Below are 14,605 nucleotides of genomic sequence, written 5' to 3' on the forward strand. Positions count from 1 at the left end.
TCAGGACTCCTGGGTGAGGGAGACGAGCACGTCGTCCCCTTCGATCTGTACGGGGTATACGGGGACGGGGCGCGTCGCGGGAAGGCCGGACGGCTTGCCGGTGCGGAGGTCGAAGCTGGAGCCGTGCAGCCAGCACTCGATCTGACAGTCCTCCACCTCGCCCTCGGAGAGCGAGACGTTCGCGTGCGAGCAGACGTCGTGGATCGCGAACACCTCCCCTTCGGTCTTCACGACCGAGACCGGCGTGCCGTCGAGTTCCACCCGCTTCGGGGTGTCCTCCTCCAGCTCGCTCAGCCCACAGGCCCGAATGAATCGGGCACGGTCGAAGGTGGTCATGCGACCGACGCCTCCAGCTCCTCTTCGATCTTGGCGATGAGGCGCTCCTCGATGTCCTCGACGCCGATCTGCTGGACCAGCTCGGCGAAGAAGCCGCGGACCACCAGACGGCGGGCCTCGTGCTCCGGAATGCCGCGGGCCATCAGGTAGAAGAGCTGCTCGTCGTCGAAGCGGCCGGTCGCCGAGGCGTGTCCGGCGCCGACGATCTCGCCGGTCTCGATCTCCAGGTTCGGCACGGAGTCGACCCGGGCGCCGTCGGTCAGAACCAGGTTCCGGTTCATCTCGTACGTGTCCGTGCCCTCGGCCTTGGCCTCGATGAGGACGTCGCCGATCCACACCGCGTGCGCGCCGTCGCCCTGCAGCGCGCCCTTGTAGGCGACGTTCGACTTGCAGTGCGGGGTGTTGTGGTCGACGAGGAGGCGGTGCTCCTGGTGCTGGCCCGAGTCCGTGAAGTACAGGCCGAAGAGCTCGGCCTCGCCGCCGGTGCCGGCGTACGCGACGCGCGGGTGGAGGCGTACGACGTCGCCGCCGAAGGTGACCACGAAGGACTTGAAGGTGGCATCCCGGCCGATCAGCGCGTTGTGCTGGCCCACGTGCACGGACTTGTCGTCCCAGTCCTGGACGGAGACGACGGTGAGCTTGGCGCCGTCGCCCAGGATGTAGTCGACGTTGGCGGCGAGCACGGCGTCACCGGTGTGGTCGATGACGACGACGGCCTCGGCGAAGGCTCCGAGCTCCACGACCTGGTGGCCGTAGGCGACCCCGCCCTCGCCGTGCACGGCGATGCGGATCGGCTCGGTGAGCACCGTCTCCTTGGGGACGGTGACGACACCGGCCTTCTCGAACGCCGAGTACGCCTGGGCGGCGACGCGGTCCACCGGGGTGCCGGCCTTGCCCAGTCGGGCGTCGTCGCGGCCGACGGTCTCCACGACGACGCCCTCGGGCGCGTCGATGTCGACCTTCACGCCGTCGCCGGTGGCGACCGCGGTGCCGTCGTGCAGCCCGCGCAGGCGCTCCAGCGGGGTGAACCGCCACTCCTCCTCGCGGCCGTGGGGGACGGGGAAGTCCGCCACGTCGAAGGACGGGGGCGCGCTCATGCGCGTGGCGACGGTCGACTCGGCGGCCACCGCGATCTGGCCGGCGGTGGTGGATCCCACCGGGATGTTCTGAGCCTCAGCCATGGCTGTCGTAGTGCTCGCTTTCTGAGTAAGACGTGTGCTGACCGATGGGGCGGGGTTAGCCGACCGCGCCTTCCATCTGCAGCTCGATCAGCCGGTTGAGCTCGAGGGCGTACTCCATGGGCAGTTCCTTGGCGATCGGCTCGACGAAGCCGCGCACGATCATCGCCATCGCCTCGAACTCGGTCAGACCACGGCTCATCAGGTAGAAGAGCTGGTCCTCGGAGACCTTGGAGACGGTGGCCTCGTGACCCATGGACACGTCGTCCTCACGGACGTCGACGTACGGGTACGTGTCGGAGCGGGAGATGGTGTCGACGAGCAGCGCGTCGCACAGCACGTTCGACTTGGATCCGGCCGCGCCCTCGCCGATCTCGACCAGACCGCGGTAGGACGTGCGACCGCCACCGCGCGCCACGGACTTCGACACGATGTTCGACGAGGTGTTCGGCGCCATGTGGACCATCTTGGAGCCGGCGTCCTGGTGCTGCCCCTCGCCCGCGAAGGCGATGGACAGGGTCTCGCCCTTGGCGTGCTCACCCATCAGGTAGACGGCCGGGTACTTCATGGTGACCTTGGAGCCGATGTTGCCGTCGATCCACTCCATGGTCGCGCCCTCGTACGCCACGGCGCGCTTGGTGACCAGGTTGTAGACGTTGTTCGACCAGTTCTGGATGGTCGTGTAGCGGCAGCGGGCGCCCTTCTTCACGATGATCTCGACCACCGCGGAGTGCAGGGAGTCCGACTTGTAGATCGGGGCCGTACAACCCTCGACGTAGTGGACGTAGGCGTCCTCGTCGACGATGATCAGCGTCCGCTCGAACTGGCCCATGTTCTCCGTGTTGATGCGGAAGTAGGCCTGGAGCGGAATCTCCACGTGCACGCCCTTCGGCACGTAGATGAAGGAGCCACCGGACCACACGGCGGTGTTCAGCGACGCGAACTTGTTGTCACCGACCGGGATGACCGTGCCGAAGTACTCCTTGAAGAGCTCCGGGTGCTCCTTCAGAGCGGTGTCGGTGTCCAGGAAGATGACGCCCTGCTCCTCCAGGTCCTCGCGGATCTGGTGGTAGACGACCTCGGACTCGTACTGGGCCGCGACACCGGCGACGAGGCGCTGCTTCTCCGCCTCCGGGATGCCGAGCTTGTCGTACGTGTTCTTGATGTCCTCGGGCAGGTCCTCCCAGGACTCCGCCTGCTTCTCCGTGGAGCGCACGAAGTACTTGATGTTATCGAAGTCGATGCCCGAGAGGTCCGAGCCCCAGTTGGGCATGGGCTTCTTCTCGAAGAGGCGCAGGCCCTTGAGGCGGAGCTTGGTCATCCACTCCGGCTCGCTCTTCTTCGCGGAGATGTCGCGGACGACGTCCTCGTTGATGCCGCGCTTGGCAGAGGCACCGGCCACGTCGGAGTCGGCCCAGCCATATTCGTACGTACCCAGACCCTCGAGCTCGGGGTGGGCAGTCTCCTCGATGGGGAGCGTCATGCGGGGTTCCTCCCGGCGGTGCTTGCAGATGCGTTATCAGTGGTCTTGGAAATCTTGGGGATAAACGTGGTGCATACGCCGTCGCCGTGGGCGATGGTGGCCAGCCGCTGGACGTGCGTACCGAGCAGCTGGGAGAAGATCTCGGTCTCCGCCTCGCACAGCTGCGGGAACTGCTCGGCGACGTGGGCGACCGGGCAGTGGTGCTGGCAGAGCTGCTCGCCGACCGGTGCGCTACGCGCCGTAGCAGCGTACCCGTCCACGCTCAAGGCCTTGGCCAGCGCTTCGGCGCGTTCCTCGGGGGCGGCGGCCTCGACGGCCTTGCGGTACGCACCGGCCTGCGCGGCCATCCTGGCGCGGGCGAAGGCGACCACGCCCTCTTCCCCGCCCTCGCGCGCCGCGATCCAGCGCAGGGCGTCCGCGGCGAGCTTGTCGTAGGACTGGTCGAAGGCGTCCCGGCCGCAGTCGGTCAGGGCGAACACCTTGGCGGGGCGGCCGCGCGTACGCGCTCCGTAGACCCGCTGCTCACGTGCTTCCACGACGTCGTCCGCGACGAGTGCGTCGAGATGACGGCGCACGGCGGCCTGGGTCAGTCCCAGGCGTCCCGCGAGGTCGGCCACGGTCGACGGGCCGTGATCCAGGATGGACCGCGCGACTCGGTTGCGGGTGGACCGCTCCCCGGTCGCGAGCTCCTCCTGCGGGGCCCCTGTGGGGGCCTCCCGAGCCTCGCCAACGTTTTTCACAACGCCATTGTTGCGTAATTCCTCAGAGCCAGGCAAGCCGCGTCCTGAGGGGTGGACGGTGCGCTGCATCACTTAGGCATACCTAAGGTGACCTGCGGAAATGATCTTTGATCGATCAATTCGGTGGCGGCCGGCCGGGCTCTCGGGGAAACTGCCGAACCATGCCGACACCCCCTCCGACCGGCCCACTCGTCACTCGGGACACCCTCGCCGCACACCTTCTCTCGCTGGGCATACGCCCGGGAGAGACGCTTCTCGTGCACTCCTCCCTCAGCTCCCTCGGCTGGGTCAACGGCGGCCCGGTCGCCGTCGTCCAGGGACTGCTCGACGCACTCGGTCCCGAGGGCACTCTGGTGGTCCCCACCCAGTCCGGCGACCTCTCCGACCCGGCCCTGTGGAGCAACCCGCCCGTACCCGAGGAGTGGTGGTCGGCCATTCGGGCGACGATGCCCGCGTACGACCCGCTCGTGACGCCCTCCCGCGGGGTCGGCGTGATCCCGGAGACCGTACGGAACTGGCCCGGCGCCCTGCGCAGCGCACATCCGGAGACCTCGTTCGCGGCGCTCGGCCCGCGCGCGGCGGCGATCACCGAGGGGCACGCGCTCGACTGCCGCCTCGGCGAGCGCAGCCCGCTGGCCCGCCTGGAGGCCGGCGGCGCCCGGGTCCTGCTGCTCGGCGCGGGCTACGACACCTGTACGAGTTTCCATCTGGCCGAGTACCGCATCCCGTCGCCCGTCGTGGAGGTCGGGCGCCCCTCCCCGACGGGCTGGGAGCTGGTCCGGGAGGTGTCGATCACCTCCGAGATGTTCGAGGAGCTGGGCTCCGACTTCGAGCGGGACCGTCCCGTCGTGCGGGGCAAGGTGGGCGCGGCCGACGCCAGGCTGTTCCCGGTGGCCGACGCGGTGGCGTACGCGGAGCGATGGCTGGCGCTGCACCGGCCACGGGATCTGTACGTGGATGCGGGACCCGGCGCCTCCGAGCCGCGACGGCGTCCTTAGACTTGCGCCTCATGCGAAGCGAGCCCGTGGTCCAGGTCCAGGCCCTGGTGAAGCGGTACGGCACGAAGACCGCGGTGGACGGCCTCGACCTGGTGGCCAAGGCGGGCATCACCGCCGTACTCGGACCCAATGGCGCCGGCAAGACGACCACGGTCGAGACCTGCGAGGGGTACCGGAGACCGGACTCGGGCTCGGTACGCGTCCTGGGCCTCGACCCGGTCCGGGAGGCCGCGGCGCTGCGCCCCCGCATCGGCGTGATGCTCCAGTCCGGAGGCGTCTACTCGTCCGCCCGGGCGGACGAAATGCTCCGCCACGTCGCCAAGCTCCACGCCCACCCGCTGGACGTGGACGCGCTCATCGAACGGCTCGGGCTCGACAGCTGCGGCCGTACGACATACCGGCGGCTTTCGGGCGGCCAGCAGCAGCGCCTCGCGCTGGCGATGGCCGTGGTCGGCCGCCCCGAACTGGTCTTCCTCGACGAGCCGACCGCCGGACTCGACCCGCAGGCCCGGCACGCCACCTGGGACCTGGTCCGCGATCTGCGCGCCGACGGCGTCTCCGTCATCCTCACCACGCACTACATGGACGAGGCCGAGCAGCTCGCCGACGACGTCGCGATCATCGACGCGGGCAAGGTCATCGCCCAGGGCTCGCCCGAGGAGCTGTGCCGCGGCGGCGCCGAGAACACCCTGCGGTTCACCGGCCGCCCGGGGCTCGACGTGGGGTCCCTGCTGAAGGCCCTCCCGGCCGACTGCACGGCGGCCGAACTGACGCCGGGCGCCTACCGGGTGGGCGGCAAGGTCGATCCGCAACTGCTGGCGACGGTCACGTCCTGGTGCGCGCAGCACGGGGTGATGCCGGAGAAGATCTCGGTCGAACGCCACACCCTCGAAGACGTGTTTTTGGAACTGACCGGCAAGGAGCTGCGTTCATGACCGTCGCCGGTACGTACACCCCGAAGCCGAGTGCGGCGCCGCTGCCCCGCATGATCGGCGCGCAGGCCGCCCTCGAGACGAAGATGCTGCTCCGTAACGGCGAACAGCTCCTCCTGACGGTCGTCATCCCGACCCTGCTGCTGGTGCTGTTCGGCTCGGTCGACATCGTCGACACGGGCAAGGGCAAGGCGGTCGACTTCCTGGCCCCCGGCATCCTCGCACTCGCCGTGATGTCGACGGCGTTCACCGGCCAGGCGATCGCGACGGGCTTCGAGCGGCGCTACGGCGTGCTCAAGCGGCTGGCCGCCTCCCCGCTCCCCCGCTGGGGCCTGATGACGGCGAAGACGGCGTCCGTGCTGGTCACGGAGGCTCTCCAGGTGATCCTGCTGACGGTGGTCGCCTTCGCGCTGGGCTGGTCGCCGCACGGCAACCCGCTGGCTGTGCTGCTGTTGCTGGTTCTGGGCACGGCCGCGTTCTCGGGCCTCGGCCTGCTGATGGCGGGCACACTGAAGGCGGAGGCGACGCTGGCCGCCGCCAACCTGGTCTTCCTGCTGCTCCTGGTCGGCGGCGGCGTGATCGTCCCGATGGACAAGTTCCCCGCCGGCGCCCAGGACGTCCTCGGCCTGCTGCCGATCTCGGCGCTCTCGGACGGGCTGCGGGACGTTCTCCAGCACGGCGCGGGGATGCCGTGGGGGGACCTCGGGATCCTGGCCGTGTGGGCGGTCGTGGGTCTCGCAGCCGCCGCCCGATTCTTCCGGTGGGAGTAGAGACCTCCCCCTCGTGAAGGCGTGCACAAGCGGCCCCCTACGATGGGGAGCGTGCCAAACGTGACCCGAGCCGACGCCCTGAGCGCGGTGCGCAACCCGCTCGCCTTCATCGCCGAACGCTGGACCCCGAACCCTCGGACGGTGCAGCGCGCGGCCCTCGCCGCGCTGGTGATGGCGGTGGTCATCGTGGTCACCGGCGGCGCCGTGCGGCTGACCGGCTCGGGCCTCGGCTGCCCGACCTGGCCGAAGTGCACGGACGACTCGCTGACGACAACGAGCGCCATGGGCTTCCACGGGGTCATCGAGTTCGGCAACCGCATGCTGACGTACGTACTGTGCGCGGCGGTCGGCTGGGCGATCATCGCCGCACGCTCGCAGAAGCCGTGGCGGCGGGGCCTGACCCGGCTGGGCTGGGCTCAGTTCTGGATCGTCATGAGCAACGCGATCCTCGGCGGCATCGTCGTCCTGGTCGGCCTCAACCCTTACACGGTCGCCGCCCACTTCCTCCTCTCCACGGCGCTCATCACCGTCGCGACGCTCATGTGGCAGCGCACCCGCGAGGGCGACGCCGAACCGCGTCCGCTCGTCGGCAAGTCGGTGCAGCAACTGGTCTGGTTCCTGGTCGCGGCCGCCGTGCTGCTGATCGCGGTCGGCACGGTCGTCACCGGTGCGGGTCCGCACGCGGGCGACTCCAGCGAGGTCGACCGCATGCACGTGAACTGGGAGAACGTCGCCAAGCTGCACGCCGTGCTGGCCTGGATCGTGGTCACGCTGACCTTCGCCCTGTGGTTCGTCCTCAAGGCGGTCGACGCCCCCAAGGGCCCGCTGAACCGCACCCGCGACCTGTTCCTCATCCTCCTCTCCCAGGGCGTCATCGGTTACGTCCAGTACTTCACGGACCTCCCCGAGGCCCTGGTCGGCCTCCATATGCTCGGCTCATGCCTGGTCTGGATCGGGGTGCTGCGCGTACTGCTGGCGCTGCGCGAACGCCCGGACGTCATGGCGGACCTGCCGGGCCCTTCGACGGAATCGACGCTCACGCGGGCGTGAGTCCTTCGTAGGCGCCGACAAGGCCGTCGATGGCGGGACCCAGATAGGCCCTCGTGAGCTCTGCCCGGCGCGCCGTCCACTCCTCCGTGGGCGGCGCCGGGTCCTCGTATCTCCGCCGCCTGATGTCGGCGACCACGTCGACGGGCGCACCCAGTGCGGGCAGCGCCTCCAACGCCTCCCGCTTCGAGATCAGCCGGCCCTCGCGCAGGGTGACGGTCGCACGGGCGAAGGTGACCATCCCCAGGTCGACCCAGACGTTCTGCTTCCAGAGCCGGGCCTTTCGCACCGCGGGCCGCCAGAAGTCCTTCTGGTCCCGCACGACGAAGGCGTTCAGTTCGCGGTCCGGGGTGGGCGGGAACAGGTCCTCGGGCGGTGTGCCGTGCACAACGAGTCCGAAGGCGTGCAGCTCCCGCCGGGTGACCGGGGTGACCGGGCGCTTCAGCAGGTGGTTGTGCGCCCAGGTGAGGTACGACCGCTCCGCGCCGGCCATGGTGTCCGGCGTCGGATAGCTGCAGTGCAGCTTGTCGGCGAGCGGCTCGTCGGCGCGCAGCCGACGGTGCAGCCGCACCACCTTGCGCACGGTCCCGAGCGAGATCGGGCCCTCCAGGACCGCGATCAGATCGAGATCGCTGCGCCCCTCCTGGTAGTCGCCCCCGGCGAGCGAGCCGTGCGCCCACAAGGCGACCGGGGCAAGAACGCTCAGATCTGCGAGGAAGCGGTCGAGGAGTCGAGCAGTGGCGTCATCGGTCATGGGGTCGAAGTCTGGCGGCTCTCAGTCCACCCCGTACACCCGTCGCGCGTTCCCCGCCGCGATCAGCCCCGCCACCCGCTGCGCGTCGGCCAACGACCAGGCCCCCTCTGCGACCCAGGAGCCGAGCACCCGTGCGAGCGCCTCGCGGAAGAGGCGTGCCCCGACCACATGAAGTTCGGGCAGGCCATGTGCCCCGCTGGAGAACAGGAGCTTGCCGAAGGGCGCCAGCTCCAGGATCTCGGCGAGGACGGCTGCCGCCCGCACTCCCGTACGGACCAGGGCCGCGCCCAGGTCGGCGTACACATGCGGGAAGACACCGGCGAGGTGGGCCGCGTGCCGGTGGTACGGGTAGCCGTGCAGGAGGACGAGGTCGGTGCCGAGGCCGGCCGTGGCGCGGGCGAAGTCGGTGAGCAGGACGGGGTCGCTGCGGTCGATGCGCAGTCCGGGCTCGCCGAGTCCCGCGTGGAGTTGGAGGGGCAGCCCCGAGGCCACCGCGATCCACAGCAGATGGCGCAGGAGGACGGGGTCGCTGAGCGCCCCGCCCACCCGGCGGTCCGCCAGCCAGCGGCCCGCCGCCCCCCGCACCTCGCCCGGGCCGGGCGGCTCGGGCGCGAGCGCCAGTCCGTGCCGCATGCCCGCCACGGAGGTGAAGGCGACGGCGTTCGCGGCGGCCCCGTGGACGGACTCGGCGAGATTGGCGAGAAAGGACTCGACGGTGCCGGAGGTGTCGGCGACCTGCTCGGCGAGCAGCTCCAGACGGACGATCTCGTGCGCCTCGGCAGCTCCCGTGGAGGCCATCTCGCCCGGCCCCGTCAGATCACCGGGCAGCCCGGTGTCGACGAGATACGTCGTGATGCCGCTGCCGCGCAACAGCCTGCGGCCCGATTCCAGTACGCCGAGTTCACGACGCCGGGCCAGATAGCGGGCGGGCGGGCAGTGCGGCTCCAGACCGAGCAGCGGCGGACACCAGCGGCGTACGGCGAAACCGGTCTGCGTGTCGAAGAAGGTGGTGCCGGGGGCCGGTGGGCCCTCGGTTCTGGCGAGGTGGGCCTCGAAGGTGCCGAGGCCCAGCTCCGTCCTCAGTACGCCGTGGCAGTACTGGTCCACCAGGGACGGCGTTTCGATCATCCGGACTCCCCGCGACTGGACCTTGCGTTCTCAGGTCCTAACGGGTGAAGCGGGTATCAGGTGTTGCTGACCCACACCCCGTGCGAAGGAGCTTCGCTGGTTTTGCGGTGCGCAGAGTGCGGATTTCTTCGAAGGTGCGGCCTGTTGTGGCTGGTCGCGCAGTTACCCGCGCCCCTCAGGGGGCGCGACCGGCGAGTCGCGATTCCACCCGGGCCTCAGCCGTTGTTCGGGCCGCCCACCTGGATTCCCGCCATGCGCGTCCACTCGTAGGGGCCCGTCTTCACCTTCGCCGCGAACTCGCCGTCGAATTCTTCGTGAACGGTGATGCCGGACTTCTTCACGGCTTCCTCGGCGATCGCGTAGGTGGGTGCCACGAGGTCGCCCCAGCCGCCGTCCTCGCCGACGAGCACGATCCGGGCGCCCTTCTGTCCGATGTACGCGACCTGTCCCTCGGCCCCGCCATGTGCCTTGGAGAAGGCGGAGATCTGCTGGGCGAGCTTGGCGGCCCTGCGCTCGGCCTTGGCGTCCTGGGTGGCGCCGGTCGTCTCGTCATCCTGCTGGGTGTCTGCCATGGCCAGGATGCTACCGACGAGTAGATCAAACGGCGACGGGAGGGGTGCGTGGCCTTGACCACGCACCCCTCCCGTCGACGTCAGCTAGCGCAGGAAGGGGTCCACCGCGACTGCGACGAAGAGGATCGACACATAGGTGATCGACCAGTGGAACAGCCGCATCTCCTTGAGCTTGCCGCCCGTCACCTCGGCCTTGGCGCGGTTGTGCAGACCGTGCGCCTCCCACAGCCAGAACCCACCGGCGGCGAGCGCGACCAGCGTGTAGAACCAGCCCGTGTAGCCGAGGGGGGTGAGCAGCAGCGAGACCGCGACCATCACCCAGCTGTAGATGACGATCTGTCGGGCGACCACCTTGTTGGTGGCGACGACCGGCAGCATCGGCACGCCCACGCGCGCGTAGTCCTCCTTGACCTTCATGGACAGCGGCCAGTAGTGCGGCGGCGTCCAGAAGAACATGACGAGGAAGAGGATGACCGGCGCCCACGACATGGAGTTCGTGACCGCGGACCAGCCGATGAGCACCGGGAGGCAACCCGCGATGCCGCCCCACACGATGTTCTGCGACGTACGGCGCTTGAGGATCATCGTGTAGACGACGACGTAGAAGAGGAGCGCTCCGAGCGACAGCCACGCCGACAGCCAGTTGACGGTCAGGCCGAACAGGAGTGTCGAGACGACCGCCAGCGTGATGCCGAAGGCCAGGCACTCGCGGGGGCTGACCATGCCGGTGACCAGCGGGCGCTGCGAGGTGCGCTCCATCAGGGCGTCGATGTCACGGTCGATGTACATGTTCAGCGCGTTGGCGCCGCCCGCCGACAGATAGCCGCCGAGGCAGGTGAGGAGCACCAGCTTCAGGTCCGGCACACCCTGCTGGGCCAAGAACATCACCGGAACGGTGGTGATCAGCAGCAGTTCGATGATGCGCGGCTTGGTCAGCGCCACGAACGCTTTGACACGGGCCCCGAATGGCCGCTGGCCCCGGCTGCTGCTCGACTCGAGCTCCCCCACTGCCCTAACGGCGTGGGAGGTGCCCCCACCCGCTGGACGGGATTCGACGGCCGTCACGCACACCCCTGACAGAGACATCCCAGCAAGCCCCCAGGTGTGAACTCCCCGTAAAGGCTCGCGCGTACCACGCCACTGTAGACGTTGCCCAGACCCCGACATTCGCGGGGGTGGGGTCGTGTTGAGCAGCGCCGCTGGAAGAGCCGAGCACCACTCGATTGAGCACTCTTACGAGCGGCTCCGTATTCACTTGCCGAACACGGAACGGCCCAGTCGGGAGGCGGATCCCGAAGAGTCCCGGCAGTCTGGAATGAGTCGAAAAAACGCACGTACTTACGGGGGTAGGCTCGATACCGCCGGTGGGCGCCCAGTGCACCGGCATTCGACATGCGTGACATGTGGAGAGGAGCCCTGACCCAGGGTGAGCACCAAGCCGACCACCACAGACCTCGAGTGGACCGAGTTGGACCAGCGGGCCGTGGACACTGCCCGCGTCCTGGCCGCCGATGCCGTACAGAAGGTCGGCAACGGCCATCCCGGTACGGCGATGAGCCTGGCGCCCGCCGCGTACACCCTCTTCCAGAAGGTGATGCGGCACGACCCGGCGGACGCCGACTGGGTAGGACGCGACCGCTTCGTGCTGTCCGCGGGCCACTCGTCCCTGACCCTCTACACCCAGCTCTACCTGGCCGGCTTCGGCCTGGAGCTGGACGATCTGAAGGCCTTCCGTACGTGGGGCTCCAAGACGCCGGGTCACCCTGAGTACGGGCACACCACCGGTGTGGAGACCACGACCGGTCCGCTCGGTCAGGGTGTCGCCAACGCCGTGGGCATGGCGATGGCCTCCCGCTACGAGCGCGGTCTGTTCGACCCGGACGCCCCGCAGGGCGAGTCTCCGTTCGACCACTTCATCTACTGCATCGCCGGTGACGGCTGCCTCCAGGAGGGCATCTCCGCGGAGGCGTCCTCGCTGGCCGGGCACCAGAAGCTCGGCAACCTGGTCCTGCTGTGGGACGACAACCACATCTCGATCGAGGGCGACACCGAGACGGCCGTCTCCGAGGACACCGCCAAGCGGTACGAGGCGTACGGCTGGCATGTGCAGCGCGTCGCCCCGAAGCCGGACGGCGACCTGGACCCGCACGCCATCTACAACGCGATCGAGGCCGCGAAGAAGGTGACGGACAAGCCGTCCTTCATCGCGATGCGCTCGATCATCGCCTGGCCCGCCCCGAACGCGCAGAACACCGAGGCCGCGCACGGCTCGGCGCTCGGCGACGACGAGGTCGCGGCCACCAAGCGCGTCCTCGGCTTCGACCCGGAGAAGTCCTTCGAGGTCACCGACGAGGTTCTCGCGCACACCCGCCAGGCCCTCGACCGCGGCCGCGAGGCCAAGGCCGAGTGGGAGAAGGGCTTCGCCGCGTGGCGCACCGCCCGTCCGGAGCGCGCCGCCGAGTACGACCGCATCGCCGCGACCGAGCTGCCGGCCGGCTGGGAGGAGAAGCTCCCGGTCTTCGAGGCGGGCAAGGGCGTCGCCACGCGTGCCGCGTCCGGCAAGGTGCTCCAGGCGCTCGGCGCGGTCATCCCCGAGCTGTGGGGCGGCTCCGCCGACCTGGCGGGCTCGAACAACACGACCATCGACAAGAACTCCTCGTTCCTGCCGGCCGACAATCCGCTGCCGGGTGCCAACCCCTACGGCCGCACGATTCACTTCGGCATCCGCGAGCACTCGATGGCCGCGGAGATGAACGGCATCGCGCTGCACGGCAACACCCGCATCTACGGCGGCACCTTCCTGGTGTTCTCCGACTACATGCGCAACGCCGTGCGCCTGTCCGCGCTGATGCACCTGCCGGTGACGTACGTGTGGACGCACGACTCCATCGGCCTCGGCGAGGACGGTCCGACGCACCAGCCGGTCGAGCACCTCGCCTCGCTGCGCGCGATCCCCGGCCTCAACGTCGTCCGTCCCGCGGACGCCAACGAGACCGCCGTCGCCTGGCGCGAGGTCCTCAAGCGCTACACGAAGGTGTTCGGCAAGGGCGCCCCGCACGGCCTCGCGCTGACCCGCCAGGGCGTGCCGACGTACGAGCTCAACGAGGATGCCGCCAAGGGCGGCTACGTGCTCTTCGAGGCCGAGGGCGGCGAGCCCGAGGTCATCCTCATCGGTACCGGCTCGGAGGTGCACGTCGCCGTCGAGGCGCGCGAGCAGCTGCAGGCCGCGGGCATCCCGACGCGCGTTGTGTCCATGCCGTGCGTGGAGTGGTTCGAGGAGCAGGACCAGGGGTACCGGGACAGCGTCCTGCCGCCGTCGGTGAAGGCGCGGGTCGCGGTGGAGGCCGGTATCGGTCTGACCTGGCACCGATTCGTCGGGGACGCCGGGCGCATTGTTTCGCTGGAGCACTTCGGTGCTTCGGCCGACGGCAAGGTGCTCTTCCGCGAATTCGGTTTCACTGCCGAGAACGTCGCCAATGCCGCCCGGGAATCGATCGCCGCAGCCCGGCGCTGACGCTGATATACGACACGTAGGAGATGCAATTTTCATGACAGACGCACTCAAGCGCCTCTCCGAAGAAGGCGTCGCGATCTGGCTGGACGACCTGTCGCGCAAGCGGATCACGTCCGGCAATCTCGCCGAACTGATCGACCAGCAGCACGTCGTGGGCGTCACCACCAACCCGTCGATCTTCCAGAAGGCGATCAGCAGCGGTGACGGTTACGAGCAGCAGCTCGCCGACCTCGCCGCTCGCAAGGTCACCGTCGAAGAAGCGATCCGCATGATCACGACGGCGGACGTCCGTGACGCCGCCGACATCCTGCGTCCGGTCTTCGACGCGACCGGCGGCCAGGACGGCCGCGTGTCGATCGAGGTCGACCCGCGTCTGGCGCACAACACCAAGGCGACCATCGCCGAGGCCAAGCAGTTGGCCTGGCTGGTGGACCGCCCCAACACCCTGATCAAGATCCCGGCCACCAAGGCGGGTCTCCCGGCGATCACCGAGACCATCGGCCTCGGCATCAGCGTCAACGTCACGCTGATCTTCTCGCTGGAGCGCTACCGCGAGGTCATGGACGCCTACATCTCCGGCCTGGAGAAGGCCAAGGAGCGTGGCCTGGATCTCTCGAAGATCCACTCCGTGGCGTCCTTCTTCGTGTCCCGCGTGGACACCGAGATCGACAAGCGGATCGACGCGCTCGGCACCCCCGAGGCCAAGGCCGCCCGCGGCAAGGCCGGGGTCGCCAACGCCCGGCTCGCCTACCAGGCGTACGAGGAGGTCTTCTCCTCCGACCGCTGGGCCGCCCTCGACAAGGCGCAGGCCAACAAGCAGCGTCCGCTGTGGGCCTCGACCGGCGTCAAGGACAAGGCGTACAAGGACACCCTGTACGTCGACGAGCTGGTGGCGCCGAACACGGTGAACACCATGCCGGAGGCCACTCTTGAGGCCACCGAGGACCACGGGCAGATCACCGGCAACACCATCGCCGGTACGTACGAGCAGTCCCGCGCCGAGATCGACGCGGTCGAGAAGCTCGGGATCTCGTACAACGACGTGGTCCAGCTCCTGGAGGACGAGGGCGTCGACAAGTTCGAGGCCTCCTGGAACGACCTGCTCAAGTCCACAGAGGCAGAGCTCGAACGCCTCGCCCCCTCGGAGGGCTGA

At 69.1% G+C, this 14,605-nt stretch carries 14 protein-coding genes; 6 read left to right on the top strand and 8 right to left on the bottom strand.

Going from position 1 to position 14,605, the window contains the following annotated elements:
- The 4 genes from ACIBK0_RS10295 to ACIBK0_RS10310 are packed head-to-tail and all read right to left on the bottom strand — an operon-like array spanning window position 1 to window position 3,737.
- Complete coding sequence (locus tag ACIBK0_RS10295) at window positions 1-336, bottom strand: non-heme iron oxygenase ferredoxin subunit (RefSeq protein ID WP_399077699.1); 336 nt, start codon at window positions 334-336, stop codon at window positions 1-3.
- Complete coding sequence (gene sufD / locus ACIBK0_RS10300) at window positions 333-1,517, bottom strand: Fe-S cluster assembly protein SufD (RefSeq protein WP_399077701.1); 1,185 nt, start codon at window positions 1,515-1,517, stop codon at window positions 333-335. Before sufD ends, ACIBK0_RS10295 begins: the two co-directional genes overlap by 4 nt.
- 55 nt (window positions 1,518-1,572) lie before the next feature.
- The gene (sufB, locus tag ACIBK0_RS10305; RefSeq protein WP_399077703.1) at window positions 1,573-2,997 is read right to left on the bottom strand and encodes a Fe-S cluster assembly protein SufB; all 1,425 of its coding nucleotides are present in this window, start codon (window positions 2,995-2,997) and stop codon (window positions 1,573-1,575) included.
- A complete protein-coding gene (locus ACIBK0_RS10310) occupies window positions 2,994-3,737 on the bottom strand; it encodes a helix-turn-helix transcriptional regulator (protein WP_399077705.1) in 744 nt (247 codons plus the stop codon). The genes sufB and ACIBK0_RS10310 overlap by 4 nt, the downstream gene beginning before the upstream one ends.
- A 161-nt stretch (window positions 3,738-3,898) precedes the next feature.
- Between ACIBK0_RS10310 and ACIBK0_RS10315 the strand changes: the two genes are divergently transcribed.
- From ACIBK0_RS10315 to ACIBK0_RS10330, 4 genes are read left to right on the top strand one after another with little or no spacing between them, the layout of a single operon-like run.
- Entirely contained in the window at window positions 3,899-4,735 is an 837-nt protein-coding gene (locus ACIBK0_RS10315) for an aminoglycoside N(3)-acetyltransferase (protein WP_399077707.1), read from the top strand.
- An 11-nt stretch (window positions 4,736-4,746) separates the two neighbouring features.
- Window positions 4,747-5,670: an ABC transporter ATP-binding protein gene (locus tag ACIBK0_RS10320; protein ID WP_399077709.1), complete on the top strand. Its 924-nt coding sequence runs from the start codon at window positions 4,747-4,749 to the stop codon at window positions 5,668-5,670.
- Window positions 5,667-6,437, top strand: coding sequence for an ABC transporter permease (locus ACIBK0_RS10325; protein WP_399077711.1), 771 nt, complete (start codon window positions 5,667-5,669; stop codon window positions 6,435-6,437). Before ACIBK0_RS10320 ends, ACIBK0_RS10325 begins: the two co-directional genes overlap by 4 nt.
- Before the next feature lie 42 nt (window positions 6,438-6,479).
- Window positions 6,480-7,487 carry a heme A synthase gene (locus tag ACIBK0_RS10330; protein ID WP_399077713.1) on the top strand — a complete coding sequence of 336 codons (1,008 nt, stop codon included), beginning with the start codon at window positions 6,480-6,482 and terminating at the stop codon, window positions 7,485-7,487.
- On the opposite strand, the gene ACIBK0_RS10335 is transcribed toward ACIBK0_RS10330, so the two are convergent.
- The 4 genes from ACIBK0_RS10335 to ACIBK0_RS10350 form a co-directional block, all read right to left on the bottom strand.
- Complete coding sequence (locus ACIBK0_RS10335; RefSeq protein ID WP_399077715.1) at window positions 7,474-8,238, bottom strand: nucleotidyltransferase; 765 nt, start codon at window positions 8,236-8,238, stop codon at window positions 7,474-7,476. The genes ACIBK0_RS10330 and ACIBK0_RS10335 overlap by 14 nt on opposite strands.
- A 21-nt stretch (window positions 8,239-8,259) precedes the next feature.
- A complete protein-coding gene (locus ACIBK0_RS10340) occupies window positions 8,260-9,366 on the bottom strand; it encodes an amidohydrolase family protein (RefSeq protein ID WP_399077717.1) in 1,107 nt (368 codons plus the stop codon).
- Between the two features lie 215 nt (window positions 9,367-9,581).
- Window positions 9,582-9,938, bottom strand: coding sequence for a hypothetical protein (locus ACIBK0_RS10345; RefSeq protein ID WP_399077719.1), 357 nt, complete (start codon window positions 9,936-9,938; stop codon window positions 9,582-9,584).
- 84 nt (window positions 9,939-10,022) lie between these two features.
- Window positions 10,023-11,009 carry a heme o synthase gene (locus ACIBK0_RS10350; protein WP_399078022.1) on the bottom strand — a complete coding sequence of 329 codons (987 nt, stop codon included), beginning with the start codon at window positions 11,007-11,009 and terminating at the stop codon, window positions 10,023-10,025.
- A gap of 355 nt (window positions 11,010-11,364) precedes the next feature.
- Here ACIBK0_RS10350 and tkt point away from each other — a divergent pair, with 355 nt between their 5' ends.
- Both tkt and tal read left to right on the top strand, forming a co-directional pair.
- Window positions 11,365-13,452, top strand: a complete 2,088-nt coding sequence (gene tkt / locus ACIBK0_RS10355) for a transketolase (RefSeq protein WP_399077721.1) — start codon at window positions 11,365-11,367, stop codon at window positions 13,450-13,452.
- Between the two features lie 34 nt (window positions 13,453-13,486).
- On the top strand, window positions 13,487-14,605 hold the full coding sequence (gene tal, locus ACIBK0_RS10360; protein WP_399077723.1) for a transaldolase: 1,119 nt from the start codon (window positions 13,487-13,489) through the stop codon (window positions 14,603-14,605).

Source organism: Streptomyces sp. NPDC050564 (assembly GCF_044457265.1).
GTDB lineage: Bacteria > Actinomycetota > Actinomycetes > Streptomycetales > Streptomycetaceae > Streptomyces.

Coding starts and splice junctions, on each gene's coding strand:
- ACIBK0_RS10295 (WP_399077699.1), bottom strand. CDS start 336: ATGACCACCTTCGACCGTGCCCGATTCATTCGGGCCTGTGGGCTGAGC.
- sufD (WP_399077701.1), bottom strand. CDS start 1,517: ATGGCTGAGGCTCAGAACATCCCGGTGGGATCCACCACCGCCGGCCAG.
- sufB (WP_399077703.1), bottom strand. CDS start 2,997: ATGACGCTCCCCATCGAGGAGACTGCCCACCCCGAGCTCGAGGGTCTG.
- ACIBK0_RS10315 (WP_399077707.1), top strand. CDS start 3,899: ATGCCGACACCCCCTCCGACCGGCCCACTCGTCACTCGGGACACCCTC.
- ACIBK0_RS10320 (WP_399077709.1), top strand. CDS start 4,747: ATGCGAAGCGAGCCCGTGGTCCAGGTCCAGGCCCTGGTGAAGCGGTAC.
- ACIBK0_RS10325 (WP_399077711.1), top strand. CDS start 5,667: ATGACCGTCGCCGGTACGTACACCCCGAAGCCGAGTGCGGCGCCGCTG.
- ACIBK0_RS10330 (WP_399077713.1), top strand. CDS start 6,480: ATGGGGAGCGTGCCAAACGTGACCCGAGCCGACGCCCTGAGCGCGGTG.
- ACIBK0_RS10335 (WP_399077715.1), bottom strand. CDS start 8,238: ATGACCGATGACGCCACTGCTCGACTCCTCGACCGCTTCCTCGCAGAT.
- ACIBK0_RS10340 (WP_399077717.1), bottom strand. CDS start 9,366: ATGATCGAAACGCCGTCCCTGGTGGACCAGTACTGCCACGGCGTACTG.
- ACIBK0_RS10345 (WP_399077719.1), bottom strand. CDS start 9,938: ATGGCAGACACCCAGCAGGATGACGAGACGACCGGCGCCACCCAGGAC.
- tal (WP_399077723.1), top strand. CDS start 13,487: ATGACAGACGCACTCAAGCGCCTCTCCGAAGAAGGCGTCGCGATCTGG.